Source organism: Rhodococcus oxybenzonivorans, from assembly GCF_003130705.1.
Taxonomy (GTDB): Bacteria; Actinomycetota; Actinomycetes; order Mycobacteriales; family Mycobacteriaceae; genus Rhodococcus_F; species Rhodococcus_F oxybenzonivorans.
Genome location: NZ_CP021354.1, coordinates 3,110,510 through 3,125,514 on the forward strand (window position 1 = coordinate 3,110,510; position 15,005 = coordinate 3,125,514).

Annotated in this window: 19 protein-coding genes; 9 read left to right on the forward strand and 10 right to left on the reverse strand. The window is 67.0% G+C overall.

Translation table 11 applies throughout. The annotated features are described in order from the left end of the window. Positions 1-66: 66 nt before the first annotated feature. The 5 genes from CBI38_RS14590 to CBI38_RS14610 all read left to right on the forward strand — a co-directional run bounded on the left by CBI38_RS14590 (position 67) and on the right by CBI38_RS14610 (position 5,580). Positions 67-1,290: a lipase family protein gene (locus tag CBI38_RS14590; RefSeq protein ID WP_109329834.1), complete on the forward strand. Its 1,224-nt coding sequence runs from the start codon at positions 67-69 to the stop codon at positions 1,288-1,290. Between the two features lie 142 nt (positions 1,291-1,432). After that, positions 1,433-2,095 (forward strand): SDR family NAD(P)-dependent oxidoreductase, encoded by a 663-nt coding sequence (locus tag CBI38_RS14595; RefSeq protein ID WP_230990191.1) that lies wholly within the window; start codon positions 1,433-1,435, stop codon positions 2,093-2,095. Positions 2,096-2,178: 83 nt separating this feature from the next. Then, positions 2,179-4,500 carry an ATP-binding protein gene (locus tag CBI38_RS14600; RefSeq protein WP_109329838.1) on the forward strand — a complete coding sequence of 774 codons (2,322 nt, stop codon included), beginning with the start codon at positions 2,179-2,181 and terminating at the stop codon, positions 4,498-4,500. A 360-nt stretch (positions 4,501-4,860) separates the two neighbouring features. After that, complete coding sequence (locus CBI38_RS14605; protein WP_109329840.1) at positions 4,861-5,253, forward strand: Zn-ribbon domain-containing OB-fold protein; 393 nt, start codon at positions 4,861-4,863, stop codon at positions 5,251-5,253. Positions 5,254-5,256: 3 nt separating this feature from the next. Further along, a complete protein-coding gene (locus tag CBI38_RS14610; RefSeq protein WP_109329842.1) occupies positions 5,257-5,580 on the forward strand; it encodes a hypothetical protein in 324 nt (107 codons plus the stop codon). A gap of 11 nt (positions 5,581-5,591) precedes the next feature. Here CBI38_RS14610 and CBI38_RS14615 read toward each other — a convergent pair whose 3' ends face one another. Genes CBI38_RS14615 through CBI38_RS14640 form a run of 6 tightly spaced genes read right to left on the reverse strand, consistent with a single transcriptional unit; the run spans position 5,592 to position 10,728 of the window. Then, on the reverse strand, positions 5,592-7,685 hold the full coding sequence (locus CBI38_RS14615; RefSeq protein ID WP_109329844.1) for a xanthine dehydrogenase family protein molybdopterin-binding subunit: 2,094 nt from the start codon (positions 7,683-7,685) through the stop codon (positions 5,592-5,594). Beyond that, the gene (locus tag CBI38_RS14620) at positions 7,685-8,674 is read right to left on the reverse strand and encodes an FAD binding domain-containing protein (protein WP_109329846.1); all 990 of its coding nucleotides are present in this window, start codon (positions 8,672-8,674) and stop codon (positions 7,685-7,687) included. The genes CBI38_RS14615 and CBI38_RS14620 overlap by 1 nt, the downstream gene beginning before the upstream one ends. Next, on the reverse strand, positions 8,671-9,207 hold the full coding sequence (locus tag CBI38_RS14625; protein WP_109329848.1) for a 2Fe-2S iron-sulfur cluster-binding protein: 537 nt from the start codon (positions 9,205-9,207) through the stop codon (positions 8,671-8,673). Before CBI38_RS14625 ends, CBI38_RS14620 begins: the two co-directional genes overlap by 4 nt. 46 nt (positions 9,208-9,253) lie before the next feature. Then, the gene (gene phoU, locus CBI38_RS14630; protein WP_109329850.1) at positions 9,254-9,904 is read right to left on the reverse strand and encodes a phosphate signaling complex protein PhoU; all 651 of its coding nucleotides are present in this window, start codon (positions 9,902-9,904) and stop codon (positions 9,254-9,256) included. A 39-nt stretch (positions 9,905-9,943) separates the two neighbouring features. Beyond that, entirely contained in the window at positions 9,944-10,213 is a 270-nt protein-coding gene (locus CBI38_RS14635; protein ID WP_109329852.1) for a DUF4235 domain-containing protein, read from the reverse strand. 53 nt (positions 10,214-10,266) lie between these two features. Continuing rightward, positions 10,267-10,728 carry an SRPBCC family protein gene (locus tag CBI38_RS14640; RefSeq protein WP_109329854.1) on the reverse strand — a complete coding sequence of 154 codons (462 nt, stop codon included), beginning with the start codon at positions 10,726-10,728 and terminating at the stop codon, positions 10,267-10,269. Between the two features lie 136 nt (positions 10,729-10,864). Here CBI38_RS14640 and CBI38_RS14645 point away from each other — a divergent pair, with 136 nt between their 5' ends. The 3 genes from CBI38_RS14645 to CBI38_RS14655 are packed head-to-tail and all read left to right on the forward strand — an operon-like array spanning position 10,865 to position 12,773. Next, positions 10,865-12,187: an NAD(P)/FAD-dependent oxidoreductase gene (locus CBI38_RS14645; RefSeq protein WP_109329857.1), complete on the forward strand. Its 1,323-nt coding sequence runs from the start codon at positions 10,865-10,867 to the stop codon at positions 12,185-12,187. Positions 12,188-12,232: 45 nt separating this feature from the next. Beyond that, positions 12,233-12,556, forward strand: coding sequence for a GNAT family N-acetyltransferase (locus CBI38_RS14650; RefSeq protein ID WP_109329858.1), 324 nt, complete (start codon positions 12,233-12,235; stop codon positions 12,554-12,556). Next, positions 12,549-12,773 carry a hypothetical protein gene (locus CBI38_RS14655; protein WP_109329860.1) on the forward strand — a complete coding sequence of 75 codons (225 nt, stop codon included), beginning with the start codon at positions 12,549-12,551 and terminating at the stop codon, positions 12,771-12,773. The genes CBI38_RS14650 and CBI38_RS14655 overlap by 8 nt, the downstream gene beginning before the upstream one ends. 47 nt (positions 12,774-12,820) lie before the next feature. On the opposite strand, the gene CBI38_RS14660 is transcribed toward CBI38_RS14655, so the two are convergent. Next, complete coding sequence (locus CBI38_RS14660; protein ID WP_109329862.1) at positions 12,821-13,513, reverse strand: HAD family hydrolase; 693 nt, start codon at positions 13,511-13,513, stop codon at positions 12,821-12,823. Positions 13,514-13,630: 117 nt separating this feature from the next. Between CBI38_RS14660 and CBI38_RS14665 the strand changes: the two genes are divergently transcribed. Then, positions 13,631-14,095, forward strand: a complete 465-nt coding sequence (locus tag CBI38_RS14665) for an SRPBCC family protein (protein WP_109335087.1) — start codon at positions 13,631-13,633, stop codon at positions 14,093-14,095. A gap of 78 nt (positions 14,096-14,173) precedes the next feature. Here CBI38_RS14665 and CBI38_RS14670 read toward each other — a convergent pair whose 3' ends face one another. Genes CBI38_RS14670 through CBI38_RS14680 form a run of 3 tightly spaced genes read right to left on the reverse strand, consistent with a single transcriptional unit; the run spans position 14,174 to position 14,944 of the window. After that, positions 14,174-14,443: a hypothetical protein gene (locus CBI38_RS14670; protein WP_109329863.1), complete on the reverse strand. Its 270-nt coding sequence runs from the start codon at positions 14,441-14,443 to the stop codon at positions 14,174-14,176. Between the two features lie 22 nt (positions 14,444-14,465). Further along, entirely contained in the window at positions 14,466-14,687 is a 222-nt protein-coding gene (locus tag CBI38_RS14675) for a hypothetical protein (protein WP_109329865.1), read from the reverse strand. A gap of 14 nt (positions 14,688-14,701) precedes the next feature. Continuing rightward, entirely contained in the window at positions 14,702-14,944 is a 243-nt protein-coding gene (locus CBI38_RS14680) for an acyl carrier protein (protein ID WP_109329867.1), read from the reverse strand. Between the last annotated feature and the right edge of the window lie 61 nt (positions 14,945-15,005).

Sequence of the window (15,005 nt, forward strand, 5' to 3'; positions counted from 1 at the left end):
GACCGGCCCGGATACCGATAACACCGGGGAACTCGGTCACACTCGAACTCGATTCCAGGAGGCGATATGGGGCGCTCACCCAGCAAGGGCCTGTCAGCACGCGCCCTGCGCGCGGTCTTCACCGCGTGCGTCGCCGTGGCCGGCGCGGGAGGTGTGGCCGCCGCAGCACCGATCTATCCTGCCTCCGAGACAGATCCCTTCTACGTGCAGCCGTCGAACCTCGAGTCCAGCGCGGCCGGGCAGCCGATCGCCACTCGGCCCATGCCTCCGCTACTCGCATTCCCCGACACCGATGTCTGGCAGGTGAAGTACCGCACCACCAATTCGCAGGGCCGCCCGATCTCCTCGGTCAGCACCGTGCTGGTACCGCACACCCGGCCGGTGGGCGGTCCGCTGCTGTCCTATCAGCACATCATCAACGCGCTCGGACCGCGGTGCGCGCCGTCACGCACCCTGTACACCAACGACCCGGACCTTCAGATCAAGGAGGCGCCGGCGCTGAATCTCGCACTGCAGCGGGGCTGGACGGTCGCCCTTCCCGACCACCTGGGACCCAACAGCGCCTACGGTGCGGCCAAGCTCGGCGGGTTCATCACCCTCGACGGTATTCGCGCCGTTCAGCGGGTTCCGGAACTGAACGTCGCGGAGAGCCCTGTCGCGCTGGCCGGCTACTCCGGGGGCGGCATGGCGTCGGCCTGGGCTGCGGCTCTCGCGCCGGAGTATGCCCCGGAGCTGAATATCGTCGGGGTCGCCGAGGGTGGTGTACCGATGAACATCGGGAAGATGGCCAACGGTCTGGGCATGCAGCCGCATCCCGCGTTCGGCCTGGCGATGGCGGCGGCACTCGGCCTCGAACGGGAGTATCCGGACCGGCTGCCGATCAGTGAGCAGCTCAACGATCGTGGTCTTGCCATGCGCAGCGACATGGCGAATGCGTGCACCAACGGCATCCTCGCGGCGGGCGCCGGTCGTAGTGCGACCGAGGTGGCCAAGACCACGGACCTCATGAGCAGTCCGCAGGCGTGGGAAGTACTCGACGAGAACAGTGTCGAGCTGTATCCCGGTGTGCCGACCGCGCCGATCTTCGAATGGCACAGCCCGACCGACGTGCTCATCCCCGTCGACTCGATCGAGACGACGATCGCACGGTACTGCGCGGCCGGTGTTCGGGTGCAGTCGGAACTCTTCCCGAGCCCCGACCACCTTTCGACGGCGGTCCTGGGACTTCCCACCGCCCTGGACTACCTGGACGCGCGGTTCCGGGGCGATCCGGCACCGAGCAACTGCTGACCGACCGCCCCACTCCGGGCGGTGACATGCGTGCTCGTCATCGGATTGTGTTCTGCCTGAACGGCGTCCGGATAGCGCGGCGTTTGAGCCCCGGAAACCACGGGTACCCAAAATTATGCATGCCAGCGCACTCAATGCAGTCGTGACGGGATCGGACTCGGGGATCGGCCGGGCGGTCGCACTGGCACTCGCGGACGATGGTTTCCACCTCGGGCTGGCATACGCCACGGATCGCGACCGCGCGGAGGTCACGGCCCGCGAGGTGAGGGCCAGGTCGGTGCGCGCGGTGGTGCGGAAGATCGACCTCGCCGAGCTACCCCACTCGGCCACCGCGGTCGATGAGTTCGCCCGGGAACTCGGCGGAATCGGTGTCCTCGTCAGCTGCCCGGGCAGCACAGCCGTCGAATGCATACAACGTGGTGTCCGGTACATGATCGCCGGCGGGCAAGGTGGCCGCATAGTGAACATCACCGCATCAGCGTCGTCGCTCGGCGGGCTGACCGGTCTCCTCGCCGCCGAGTTGTCGCGGTACTCCGTCACCGTCAATTCCGTCGTCGTCCCCGCCGCGGATCCCGCGTTCCCGTCCCCGGGCCGCGACGACGGGGAAGCCGCCACCGTCGCGTCGTACCTCACAGCGCCAGCCGCGATGTTCGTGACGGGCGCCCAGTACACGGTGGAAGGGCGCCGAGTCACCATTACCCCGCACAGCCTGACCGACCCCGGCCCTCGCCGTCCCGGTCCTCGGGGAAGCGACCGCATCCGCTCCTACGCGGGTCGCTGGGCACCGACCCGGTGGACTCGCTGACCCTCCGTTGTGCGAAAACTCGGTGCAGGACGAGCGTCGCTGTACCGTTGTTCCAGGGGGCGTGAAATGAGAGTGACGGCTTCATGCAGCCCGCAGCGAAGATCAAGGTGGGGAATCTGCCTCACGAGCTGACGAGTTTCGTCGGTCGGCGTCGAGAGATCGCAGAAGCGCGCGGCCTGCTGGCCACCTCACGCCTGGTCACACTCACCGGAATCGGAGGAGTCGGCAAGACCAGGCTGGCCCTGCGAGTTGCTCTCGATTCGAGTCGGGCATTCGAGGACGGTGTGTGGCTGGTCGAACTGGGCGAACTCGAGGAAGACGCCCTGGTGGTCGGTGCCGTGGTGGCAGCTCTGAAGCTGCGTGAGCAGCAATCCGAGGCACCCGAGGTGGTATTGCGGGAGTTCCTGGAGCCACGGTGCGCGCTGCTGGTCCTCGACAACTGCGAACATCTCGTGGATGCCGTCGCCGGCCTGACCGAGTTCTTGCTGCGAAGCTGCCCGGAACTGCGGATCCTCGCCACCAGCCGGGAACCACTCGGAATCCCGGGCGAGGCCACCGTTCGGGTGCCACCGCTCACGCTGCCCCACTCGGGCCATCCTGCGTCAGTGAAGGCTCTCGCCCAGTACGAGTCGGTCGCACTGTTCGCCGAGCGCGCCGCCGCGGCCGTCCCCGGATTCCATCTCACCGAGGACAACCGTGTTGCGGTCGTGCAGATCTGTCAGCAACTGGACGGTCTGCCATTGGCGATCGAACTGGCCGCAGTGCGACTCCGGGTGATGTCGGTCGAACAAATCCTTCAGCGGCTGACGGACCGCTATCAGTTGCTCACGACCGGATGCCGCGGCGCGCCCGCACGCCAGCAGACGCTCCTGTGGTGTATCGACTGGAGCCACGAACTGTGCACCCCGCAGGAACGGGAACTGTGGGGAAGGCTCGCCGTCTTCGCCGGGGGCTTCGAATTGGACGCGGTCGAGAAGATCTGTTCAGGATCGTTGCGCCCCGCCGAGGTCGTCGACGTGGTCGCCTCGCTGATCGACAAGTCGATCCTGATCCGGGAAGAGGCCAGGGGTGCGGTGCGCTACCGGCTCCTCGAGACTCTCCGCGAGTACGGCCGCGAGAAGTTGCAGGAGACCTCGGAGTTCGCGTCACTGCTGCGCCGGCACCGGAATTTCTACGAGCAATTGGCGGTGCAGGCGCGGTCCGAGTGGGTCAGCGCCCGACAGGTCAGGTGGATTCAGCGCCTGGACGCCGAGCAACCGAACTTGCGAGCCGCCCTGCATTTCTGCCTGACGTCACCGAAGGAAGCGGCGGCGGGGCTTCGCATGGCCGCGGCCTTGTACCCGTTCTGGCGGTCGCGGGGACTGCTGAGGGAGGGCAGACGCTGGGTCGACCAACTGCTGGCTGTCCGCGGCGCGGGTTCCGCGGAGGAGCGGATCCGCGCCCTCTACGTGGCGGTCATGTTGTCCGAACTCAACAGCGAGGTCGAGGCTTCGTCCGCGGCGATCGAGGAGGCTCATACACTCGCCCAGGGGGTCGCTGACCCGATCTCGCACGCACTGATTGCTCATGCCGAAGGTGGTCGCGCGATGTTCGGCGGACATCTCGATGCGGCCCGGGCGAACTACGAGGCCGCATTGGCCGTGTTCCGCACCGACGACAATCTGCTGCACCTGATCTGGGGGCTTCTCGGACTCGCGCTGGCGACCGGTTCGACCGATCCGGATCGGTCCGCACAGTGTCAGAGCGAGATACTCGCCCTCACCGAAGCGCACGGCGAGTCGGTGTATCGCAGTTGGTCACTGTGGGCGGCAGGTATGTCGGCGTGGCAGCACCGCGACTTCGAGGGCGCGGAGGGTCTGCTGAAACAGGGTCTGCAACTGGCCGGGATGGTCGACGACCGCATCAGTGCTGCCGGATGCCTGGAAGTGCTGGGCTGGATCGCAGTGGGTAGGGGAGACAGCCACCATGCTGCCGAACTGATGGGGGCCGCGCACGCGCTGGCGCATGCGGTCGGCAATCCGAATACGGTCTATCCGAACCAGCGCATCCATCATCTCGACTGCGCCGAACAGGCGCGACGGGACATCGGTGACCGCGCGTTCGAGGCCGCCTTCCATCAGGGAATGAACACCTGCCTCGAGGAGGCCGCAGCGGCTGTGCTGGGGACGAAGCAGCGCACGAATCCGAACACCGATCAATCGCAGACCGCCCTGACACGCCGCGAATGGCAGGTGGCCGAACTCGTCGCCGACGGGCTGACCAACAAGGCGATCGCCGCCACCCTGGTCATCTCGCAACGCACCGCCCAGGGACACGTCGAGCACATTCTGGCAAAACTCGGCTTCACCTCCCGCACCCAGATCGCGGCGTGGGTCGTGGAGCACGCGCAGGATCGGCACGTCTGACAACTGCGCGGCCGGGACGGGGATGGCGTCGCGGGGGCGAAACAGGTATGTGCCCGGGTCGATCGGCCGCTGTACTTTCCGGCGGCACGGGTCAAGCTCATACGCGTCCCTCTTTTCAGCCGGTACAACCCCCGAGGCCCCAATGTCCCCTACACCGCGAACGCACCGAAAGCCCGACTCCCACCGCGCTCGGCCCCCGATCCTTCGGCGGTCTCACCAGACCGACGGGTGTCGACTCCGGAGCGGGGGGAAACGGAGGTTGTTCGGCAGGGTGGGTCGGGGGACACCGCACAGCAGGCCGTTACCTTTCGCGTCCGTGACGCCGACGGTAAGTCTCACCTTCGCCGGGCGGGTGACGGTATGAGCCCGGAACGACACAGCCGCGGGCATGCGCTCGCAAAGGCGTGCGCGCTGATGATCCAACGCTGCCGCAGCTGCACGACCCTGTTGGCACCGCTGATGGCCACGTGCTCGACGTGCCAGGGTTCCGATTTCGAGCAGGTGCCCTCGTGTGGTGTCGGTTCGATCGTCTCGTCCAAATCGATCGAACGTGAACGGCGCGGGCGGGATCGTGTCTCGGCCCCCTGCACGATCGCGATCGTGGAACTCGACGAAGGCCCCTGGGTGTATACCTGGATCGACGGCGAGGTCCCTGCCTCTTCCTCCCAGCAACCCGTCCGTGTCGAGTTCCGGCCGGCGGCAGCGGCCGAGCAGCTACCCGTGTTCGCGATCCGTCCCTCCAGCGAGGGCTGACCCATGCAGACACGTCCTGCGGTCGAGCCCGGCGAGAAGTACGACGCCGAATGGATCCGCTTCTGGCTCGGCCGGTGTGAATGGCTCGAGCGGACCCATTCGCTGAGTTCGGACGGCCGATGGATGGCAGTCTTCGCCATTCAGTGGGCCCCGTTCGGCGGTGCCGCCGCGGCGGACCTGATGGAACGTTTCGGCGTCGAGCGGGAGCGTTTCCTGGAACTCGTCCTCACAGCACTGGCGCCGCGCAGCTCTGATCTGCAGCGGATTCGCGCGGTGAAAAGTCGTCTGCGGGCCTCCCTCGAGCACGCGTGGCGGCGGATCGAGTAGTCGCGCCGCGGTCAGTCGTGCAACAGATCGTCGAGGTGGATCGGTACCGCCCTGACCCGGATGCCAGTGGCGCTGCGCACCGCGTTCGCCACGGCAGCGGCCGCACCGACGATCCCGATCTCCCCCGCACCTTTCGAGCCGATCGGATTGGCGTGCTCGTCGACGTCCGCGAGGCAGACGGCATCAAGGTAGCGGATGTCGGCGTGCGCGGCGATGTGGTAGCCCGCGAGGTCGTGGCTGACGATGTGGCCGAAACGTGGATCCCCGACGCTTTCCTCGTGCAGGGCCATCGACACTCCCATCGTCATGCCGCCGATGAGTTGGGAGCGGACCGTCCGCGCATTGACGACCCGTCCGATGGCGAACACCCCGAGCATCCGCTCCACCCGAATCTCACAGGTGTCGCGATGGACGTGTGCCTCCACGAAATGGGCGCCGAACGAATGGAGTGCGAATTTTTCGGCGTCGGGATTACCCGGTGTCTCCGCACTCGCTTCCGCCCCCGGGTGCGGCGTCGTGCCGTGTGTGTCGCGGAACGCCCGGGCCGCGGCGACGACGGCACTGCCCCAGGAACTGATACCCGTGGAACCTCCGGCCACCGTGGCGGACGGTAGGTCGCTGTCGCCGATCTCCAGGTCGATCGCGTCGAGAGGACAGCCGAGGGCATCGGCCGCGATCTGGGTGAGGGCGGTCCACGTTCCGGTGCCGATGTCGACGGACCCGATCTGCACCCGGTACCTGTCCCCCTCGTAGCGAATGCGCGCAACCGACCCCGGTGACGTGTTCGCCGGGTAGGTCGCGGCGGCCACTCCGTACCCGACCGACCAGTCCGAGCCGGAGCGAATCCCGGCCTTGGTGTCCCGGTCGGCCCAGCCGAAACGTTCGGCGCCTTCGCGGAGGCAATCGACGAGGCGCCGGCCCGACCACGGGTGCCCGGACTCCGGGTCGGTGGCCGGCTCATTTCTGATGCGCAGTTCGATCGGGTCGATGCCGCATACCTCGGCGAGTTCGTCCATTGCGACTTCGGCCGCGAACATTCCGGGTGTCTCGCCCGGGGCCCGCATCCAGGACGGTGCGGGCACGTCGAGGGCAACGAGGCGATGTGAGGTGTACCGGGCGGGGGAGGAGTACATCATCCGCGTCGGCACCGCCGCCTGCTCGGCGAATTCTTTGATCTTGGCGGACTGGGTGAGCACCTCGTGGGAGACGGCGGTCAGGTGACCGTCGGTGTCCGCGGCGAGCCGGATGTGCTGCAGCGTCGGGGCTCGGTAGGCGGACAGCGCGAACATCTGCTGCCGGGTGACCGCGAACTTGACCGGCCGGCCCGGTACCTTCTGCGCCGCCAGCGTCACCAGCACGTTGTGCGCGTGAGGCAACCCCTTCGATCCGAAGCCGCCGCCGACGTGTGGTGCGATGACCCGGATGTCCTCCGGTTCGAGACCGAACACCGGCGCCAACGTCTTCCGGACCGAATGAACGCCCTGCGTCGAATCGTGCAGTGTCAGGACGGGGCCCGGTCCACCCGGCCGCCACAGGGCGATCGTGGTGTGCGGCTCCATCGGATTGTTGTGCTCCATGGCCGTGGAGTACACCTGGTCGACCGTCCGTGGGGCGGTGGTCAACGCCGCCTCCACATCACCGCTTCGCGTGTCGGTGGGAAACCCGCCATTCACTGTTTCCGGGGCGTAGAAGTCGCTCCGGTCGGCGCGGAAGTCGGTGTCGTGGTCACGCACCTCGTACTCGACTCGGATCAGGTCGGCAGCCTGACGGGCAGCTTCGGGCGACTCCGCGACCACCGCGCCGAGGAACTGGCCCCGGAAGTGGACCTCGGGGTCCTGCAGGATCGCGAGTTCACCGTCGGAGGTGTCCGCGAGCCGCGGCGCATCGAACACCGTCAGTATGGTGACCACCCCGTCCACGGCCTGCGCGTCCCCCGCATCCACGGCGGTGACCTTCCCGCGGGCGATGCTCGACAGGACGGGATGCAGATAAGTCGGATCCGGCACTGCGTGCTCGAAGGCATACCGCGCCGCACCGGTCACCTTGTCGTGACCATCGAGGCGCTCGGCGGGCGTTCCGACGACCCTCGGTTCGAGCAACGCCATCAGCGTGCCTCCTCGGCGAGGGAACGGAGCGTCGCGGACAGGACGCGTCTGGTGAGGGTCACCTTGAACTCGTTACCCGGCAGGGGGCTCACCGCGGACAGTTCGGCGTCGGCCGCCGCCGCGAAGGTCTGCTCCGTGGGTACGGAACCGTTCAGCATTTCTTCGGCTCGCTCCGCGCGCCACGGTCGGTGCGCCACCCCGCCGAGTGCGATCCGCGCAGAACTGATGCGGTCGTTCTCGATCGTCAGGTCCGCGGCCACCGACACGAGCGCGAACGCGAACGACGCCCGGTCACGCACCTTGCGGTACGCCGACCGGCTTGCCGCCAACGGCGGTGGAAGCTCCACCGCGGTGACGAGTTCACCGTGCGTGAGCTCGGTGTCCCGGTCGGGGCTGTCCCCGGGGAGCCGATAGAACTCGGCCAGGGGAATGCGCCGGTCGCCGTCGACACTCCGCACGACCACCACTGCGTCGAGCGCCGTCATAGCGACGGCCATGTCGGACGGATGCACGGCCACGCAGTGCTCGGACGCACCGAGGATGGCGGAGTAGCGGGCATACCCTCCGAGAGCAGAGCAGCCGGTACCCGGTGCCCGTTTGTTGCACGGTGTCGTCACGTCCTGGAAGTACACGCACCGAGTGCGCTGGAGGAGGTTGCCCGCGGTGGTGGCAAAATTACGGAGCTGACCCGACGCACCGGACAGCAGTGCCCTCGACAGCATCGGGTACCGCGAACGGACGAGTTCGTGCGCGGCCAGATCGCTGTTGCGGACGGTGGCACCGATTCGAAGTCCGCCGTCCGGGAGTTCGTCTACGTCGCCGAGGGGAAGTGCACTGACATCCACCAGTCGACCCGGCTGCGTCACACCGAGTTTCATGTGATCCACGAGGTTGGTGCCGCCGGCCAGGAAGCGCGCGTCGGGGTCCGCGGTGACGGTGGCGACGGCCCCGTCGACGTCGGTGGCCCGTTCGTAGTCGAACGGGATCATGCCTCCGCCGCCTGACGAATCGCGGCCAGAATATTCGTGTACGCGCCGCAGCGGCACAGGTTCCCGCTCATCCGTTCACGGATCTCGTCGTCGGTCAGCTCGGGCGGCGCCGTCAGATCCTCGGTGACGTTGCTCGGGTGCTGCGCCCAGAACTCGTCGAGCATTCCGACGGCGGAGCAGATCTGACCGGTTGTGCAGTAGCCGCACTGCAGCCCATCCTGCTCGACGAATGCCTGCTGCATCGCGTGCAGCTCGTCGCCGTCGGCCAGGCCGCGCGCCGTGGTGATGCGGGCACCGTCGTGGGCGACGGCGAAGGTCAGGCAGGTGGTGGCCCGCCGACCGTCCAGTAGTACGGTGCACGAACCGCACTGGCCGTGATCGCATCCCTTCTTGGGTGCCGTCACATCCAGATGCTCTCGCAGGGCGTCCAGCAGCGTCGTCCGCGTGTCGACCTCGAGGGTGCGATGTTCGCCGTCGACGTCGAGGGCGATCTTCGCGTGCCGTGCGCCGCGCGGACCGGAAGGGTGATTCATATGTTGAGGCGTACCCATGAGCCCAGATTCCGAACCGCATCTGCCGCTAGCCCTGGTCGGGGAGGACTCCGGTCTCGAGGAAGATCACCCGCCTGCCGATTTCGACGGTGTGATCGCAGAACCTTTCGTAGAACCGGCCGAGGAGAGTGATGTCGACCGCAGCCTTGACACCGTGTGGCCAGTCCTCGGCCTGCGTGATCGCGAAGAGTCCGCGATGCAGGTCGTCCATCGTGTCGTCGGCGGTCAACAATCCCCTGGCGCGTTCGGGGTCGCGGTGCTGCAGGACCTGCTCGGTTTCCTCGGCCTGGGCCACCGCGACCGCACCCATCCGGGTGAACACCTCGAGCACCTCGTCCGGGACGACATGCTCCGGATGCCGTCGGCGGACGATCTTCGCGATGTGCACCGCGAGGCCACCCATTCGATGCAGGTCGGCGGAGATGTGGAGACCGCCCACCATGAATCGGAGATCGTGAGCGACCGGCGCCTGCAACGCCAGCAGTGAGAACGCGCGCTGTTCCCAGCGGGACGCGGCTGCGTCGAGCTCGCCGCTCACGTCGATGACGTGCTCGGCGAGCCCCAGGTCCGCCTGCAGCAACGCACCACTGGCCTCCCGCATCGCCGTCACGGTGAGTCGGCACATAGCAGCCAGGTCACCAGCGAGACTGTCGATGTTCTCCGCGAATCGTGTGCGCATCGGGTCAGCCTAGGTGTGTTCTGTAGCAAGTGCGTTGCTCTAGCGGGGGTCCGCGTGCGCGAGCTTGCGGTATCCCCGCGCCCCTGCCCGGTCGACCGCAGCTCGGACCAGACCGAAAATCGTGCCCTGCACGGCGGCGGCGATGAATACCTCGCGATCGGTGCGGGAGAGATCCTTCGGGTCCGGCACCTCCGGTTCACCAGCCACGCGCTTCCACACCTGGCCGAACACCGCTCCCGCCAGTATTCCGCCGCCGACACTCGCGGCGAGGGCCAGTGGTTTGTACATCACTTTCGATACGGCACTCATGTTCTCGTCCTTTGCGGTGTCGTCGCGGGTCGCGGTAGTCGGTGATCTGGTCCTCAGGGGCCGGGGCGATCGACCTCACCGCGCCACGCATCGGTCTCGGTGCCACGGGACTCGATGAACTCCTTGAACCGGGCCATGTCGCCTTTCACTCTCTTGCCGAGCAAACCCAGCTTGTCGGCCACGTTCTCGACGAACCCGTCGGGGTCGACGTCCATCTGCGCCGTCACGCGTGTCTTGTCATCGTCCAGACGGTGAAAGGTGATCACCCCGGCGTGATTGGGGCCGTCATCGGACTTCCATGCCACCCGTTCGTCGGGATGCTGCTCGGTGATGGTGGCATCGAACTCGCGTTTCACCCCGGCGATCGACACGACCCAATGGACGTGTGTCGGATCGATCTGACGGATTTCGTCAACACCCTCCATGAATCGAGGGAATTCTTCGAACTGCGTCCACTGGTTGTATGCCGTGTTCACCGGAACGGACACGTCCACGGCCTCGGTGATGGTGCTCATTTCGTCTCCTGTCGGTCGGTGTCGCGGTGAACGCGTACCCCGAGGGGGCTCGGGTCAATCCGGCGAGGAGGACCGGGCCCGCACGGACCCCTGGGCTCATGTTTCAGAATTCCCCGGGTGGGGCAATGCCCCTTATATGGCCAACGAATCAACTGGAGGGCCGCCGCGGATCGTCGTGGTGGGAAGCGGCTTCGCCGGATTCGAATGTGCGCGGCGACTTCGGCGCTCACTGCGCGACACCGGCGCCCGCATCATCATGGTCTCGCCCAACGACTACATGCTCTATACCCCGTTGCTGCCCGAGGTGGCGGGCGGCATTTTGGACGCCCGGTTCGTCACCATCGCATTGTCGGACGCGCTCCCCGGCGTCGAACTCGTCCGGGGCGCTGTCGATTCCATCGACCTCGACAATCGCACCGTGCACGTCACCGATTGCGAGGCGGGTGCGGAGGTGCTGTCGTGGGACCGGCTGGTGTTCACGCCCGGCTCGGTGACGCGACTGTTCGACATCCCGGGCCTCCTCGACCACGGTCGGGGACTGAAAACGCCCGCGGAGGCGCTGTACTTCCGTGACCAGCTCCTCACTCAACTCGAAATGGCCAGCCGCGACACCGACCCCCGGGAATCCCGGGCGCGGCGGACATTCGTCGTGGTGGGCGCGTCCTACGCCGGGACGGAGTTGATTGCCCAACTGCGCGCTCTGGCCGACAGCGCGGCCGCCCGCCAGGGCCTCGACCCGACCGCGGTCCGGTTCGTGCTTCTGGACGCCGCAGACAAGGTGATGCCGGAAGTGGGGGAGAAGCTCGGTGCCCAGGTGCTCGACGTGCTGCGGTCGCGCGGCATCGAGGTGCGGCTCGAGACGACGCTGACCGAGCTCACCGAGAACAGCGTGACCCTGAGCGACGGCACGGTGCTCCCCACCCACACGGTCGCCTGGGTGACCGGAGTGACCGCGAATCCTCTCGTCGACACGCTCGGCCTGCCCACCGAGAAAGGCAGGCTGAAGGTCGCCGCGGACCTGTCCGTCGAGGGACACCCCGGGGTCTTCGCCGGCGGGGACGCCGCGGCCGTCCCAGATCCGCGCCACCAGGGGTCGATCACCCCACCGACGGCGCAACATGCGGTTCGTCAAGGGCGCACACTCGCCCGCAACGTCGCGGCCAGCCTCGGGGTCGGCGAGGCGAAACCCTATGCGCACCGCGACATGGGTCTCGTGGTCGATCTGGGACCCGGCTTCGCAGTGGCCAACCCGCTCGGCATCCCGCTGTCGGGACTACCCGCGAAGGTGGTGACCAGGCTGTATCACCTCTTCGCCATGCCCTCGCCGGTCAATCGGTGGGCGGTCGGCCTCGCCTATCTCACCGACCTGCTGTTCCCCCGCCCGTTGGTGTCGATCGGCTTGGCCACCGAAACCCAGGCGCAGTTCGCGGTCAGCCAGGGCATCGGTGCCCGGAACTGACCGCGGCGCCGGGTACAGAAGGGTTGTCGAAGAGGAAGGAATGCGATGGCATCGCAGGTGCAGGACAATCCGCAGCGGAACCGTTATGAACTGATCGCGGACGGTGACGTTGCCGGGTTCATCGAGTATTCGGCGGGCGATGGTGTGCTCACCCTGACCCACACAGAGGTCGGTGACGCATTCGAGGGCAAGGGGTACGCGGGGCGTCTGGTGGAGGACACACTCGACGACGCCCGGAGCCGTGGGCTGGGAGTCCTTCCCGAATGCACCTACGTGCAGCAATGGATTCGCAAACATCCGGACTACCGGACTGTGGTGCCGGAAAACGATCGGGGCCGGTTCGACCTGGAACGGAGTGACGATGAGTGAGGACAAGAGAACCTTCGTGGCACGGCGCCTCGACGAGGTGATCCACGAGTGGGAGGCGGACGCCCCGCCCGGTTCGGGCACCGGTCAGGCGGACGGGCCGCTGGTGACGGCGCAGCGCCATCGCGCCGAAGTGGACACCGCGACCGACGAACGCGTCGACGAGATCGCCGCCTCGTACCCGGATATCGCCGCGGCCTGGTCCTCGCACCGGGACTGATCGCCGGCGCAGACCGGCGCCGCGGCACCTACCGGCGACGGCGGAGGTCACCGCCCGAAAAGACTTGCGAGCGCACTCGTTTCGAGTCCGTCCGCAAGGGCTCTCGCGTCGTCGTACACTTCTTTCGCGCCGGCGTCGAGCAGTTCACCGCGTGAGATGCCGCCACTGAGCAGACCGATGAAGGGAACCCCGGCCTCGGTGGCCGCCTCGGCGTCCCACACGGCGTCCCCGACCATCACCGCGGTGTCGGGTGATGTGGACGATCGCTCCAGTGCGGTCTTCACCACCTCGGGATCCGGTTTCGCCTGTCCGACATCGCCCGAGGACGTGGTGTGCGCGATGCAGGAATCCACGTCCAGAACCGCACGAAGCACAGAGAGTTCGTCCTCGGGTGCGGAGGTCGCCAACACCACCTGCACGCCGCGACGGTGCAACTCGCGGATCAGCTCGCGGGCACCGGGGAGTGGCCGCATACTCGGCTGCAGATCCAGGTAGTACTGCTTGTGCAGCTCCTTCGCCCGATCACCCACCTTGCCGGCGGCGTCGCCCAGCAAGGTGTCGAGCAGCAACTGCGAGTCCAATCCGATGGCGCGGTGTATCCGCCATGCGTCGATGTGATGCCCGACTTCGGCGAATGCACGTTGCCACGCATCGACGTGGAGGTAATTCGAATCCACCAGCGTGCCGTCGACGTCGAACAACGCCGCCGTGGTGCCGGACCCTGACCCGGGATCTGCCACGATGAACCTCCTCGAAAACCGACACGTGTGGTCGAGCAAACCACACGGGTACGATCGCGGCCAGCGGTAGCCCGGGTGGTTTCGCGGGCGCCGGCCCCGGGTATGCGGCTGTCACCGATGCACCAGCGCGAGGGAGTGATCGTCATCAAGGCTCAATGGGATACAACAGCTTCGGTGTCCGCCGTCTGGTCCGTCCTCGCCAATGGGTGGTTGTATCCGTCCTGGGTGGTGGGTGCGTCTCGCATGCGCGCCGTCAACGCGGATTGGCCCGCCGCGGGCAGTCAGCTGCACCATTCGGTGGGTGTCTGGCCGGTACTCATCGACGACTCGACGGAAGTCCTGGAAGTCGACGAGGAGCGAGAGCTTCGGCTGCTGGCCCGGGCCACGCCCGCGACGAAAGCCGTCGTGCACCTCCGGCTCGAGCCGAGAGGCTCCGGCTGCCACCTCGAGATGGACGAGAAGGTGGCGACGCCACCGCTGAAGTGGATCCCGCGGTCGGTGCAGGACGTGGCCGTCTATCCCCGCAACCGCGAATGTCTGCGCCGGCTCGCCTTTCTGGCCGAGCAGACGTCCACCCCCTGACAACCTCCCGACTGCACGTCACCCCCGGACTGCCCCGCATCAGCCGCGGAAACGGTAGGGCAGCGGAGAGGCCCACTCTCAACGTGGGACGAGTTCGAAGTATGCGCCGTCCTCGCCGGCGTCGGTATCGCGGTAGCGGAAGGCGAGTGCGAACCGGTCGAACGCAGAGAACCAGTCGTCCCACGAGATGCGTTCGAGGGCTTCCTCGGAAGCGCCGCCGGCGAAATCGAGCCGAAGTAAGACGGTCTCCGGGGAGCCGACGTTGCCGACTCTGGCTGGAGCTCCGTCGTGTCGGTCCACCCACCGCCGGATCTCGGTGTGGTCGGTGGTGGTTCGGGTGTCGGTCACGGCGTTCCGGTTCCGGCCGACATCACCGCGACACCAGCTTGAAGAAGGTGCTGTCCTCGCCGCTGGACTTGTGCGCCTGGTATAGGAACGCCAGGGCCGAGTCCTCGACGATGTCGGTCAGCGCTTCGAGGCTGTCGATCGCCGGAAGATCCTCGTCGCCCACCGGGCAGCTGCGATGATCCGAAGAGCGGATCATCGGCTCCGCCGGTTCGGTATCCCCACTCGGCATGTGCGCGTCGGTCATGTACTCACCAACGTTCAGCTCATTGCAGGGCCGGCGTCCGATGATCCGGTCATGTCCTCGAGGAACTCGTGGCAGCGGCGTGCGCGGTCGGAATCTTCCGCCATCACCTGCTCGAAGAACGACGCGATGTCGTCGCGGCCGGCGTTCTTGGCGTCCCGCACGTATTGCCCGTAGTCGTGTCCGGCCTTGAGCGAATGGTATTGGACGGACACCAGGTCGTAGCTGACGTCGTCGAATCCGGTTTCTCCGGTAGCCATGATGCTTCTCCTTGTGTGCTCGTTGAAGTCCCGCCGCCCGGTGTGGCGGCGGGTGATCGAT

Coding starts and splice junctions, on each gene's coding strand:
- CBI38_RS14590 (WP_109329834.1), top strand. CDS start 67: ATGGGGCGCTCACCCAGCAAGGGCCTGTCAGCACGCGCCCTGCGCGCG.
- CBI38_RS14600 (WP_109329838.1), top strand. CDS start 2,179: ATGCAGCCCGCAGCGAAGATCAAGGTGGGGAATCTGCCTCACGAGCTG.
- CBI38_RS14605 (WP_109329840.1), top strand. CDS start 4,861: ATGAGCCCGGAACGACACAGCCGCGGGCATGCGCTCGCAAAGGCGTGC.
- CBI38_RS14610 (WP_109329842.1), top strand. CDS start 5,257: ATGCAGACACGTCCTGCGGTCGAGCCCGGCGAGAAGTACGACGCCGAA.
- CBI38_RS14615 (WP_109329844.1), bottom strand. CDS start 7,685: ATGGCGTTGCTCGAACCGAGGGTCGTCGGAACGCCCGCCGAGCGCCTC.
- CBI38_RS14620 (WP_109329846.1), bottom strand. CDS start 8,674: ATGATCCCGTTCGACTACGAACGGGCCACCGACGTCGACGGGGCCGTC.
- CBI38_RS14625 (WP_109329848.1), bottom strand. CDS start 9,207: ATGAATCACCCTTCCGGTCCGCGCGGCGCACGGCACGCGAAGATCGCC.
- phoU (WP_109329850.1), bottom strand. CDS start 9,904: ATGCGCACACGATTCGCGGAGAACATCGACAGTCTCGCTGGTGACCTG.
- CBI38_RS14635 (WP_109329852.1), bottom strand. CDS start 10,213: ATGAGTGCCGTATCGAAAGTGATGTACAAACCACTGGCCCTCGCCGCG.
- CBI38_RS14640 (WP_109329854.1), bottom strand. CDS start 10,728: ATGAGCACCATCACCGAGGCCGTGGACGTGTCCGTTCCGGTGAACACG.
- CBI38_RS14645 (WP_109329857.1), top strand. CDS start 10,865: ATGGCCAACGAATCAACTGGAGGGCCGCCGCGGATCGTCGTGGTGGGA.
- CBI38_RS14650 (WP_109329858.1), top strand. CDS start 12,233: ATGGCATCGCAGGTGCAGGACAATCCGCAGCGGAACCGTTATGAACTG.
- CBI38_RS14655 (WP_109329860.1), top strand. CDS start 12,549: ATGAGTGAGGACAAGAGAACCTTCGTGGCACGGCGCCTCGACGAGGTG.
- CBI38_RS14665 (WP_109335087.1), top strand. CDS start 13,631: ATGCACCAGCGCGAGGGAGTGATCGTCATCAAGGCTCAATGGGATACA.
- CBI38_RS14675 (WP_109329865.1), bottom strand. CDS start 14,687: ATGACCGACGCGCACATGCCGAGTGGGGATACCGAACCGGCGGAGCCG.
- CBI38_RS14680 (WP_109329867.1), bottom strand. CDS start 14,944: ATGGCTACCGGAGAAACCGGATTCGACGACGTCAGCTACGACCTGGTG.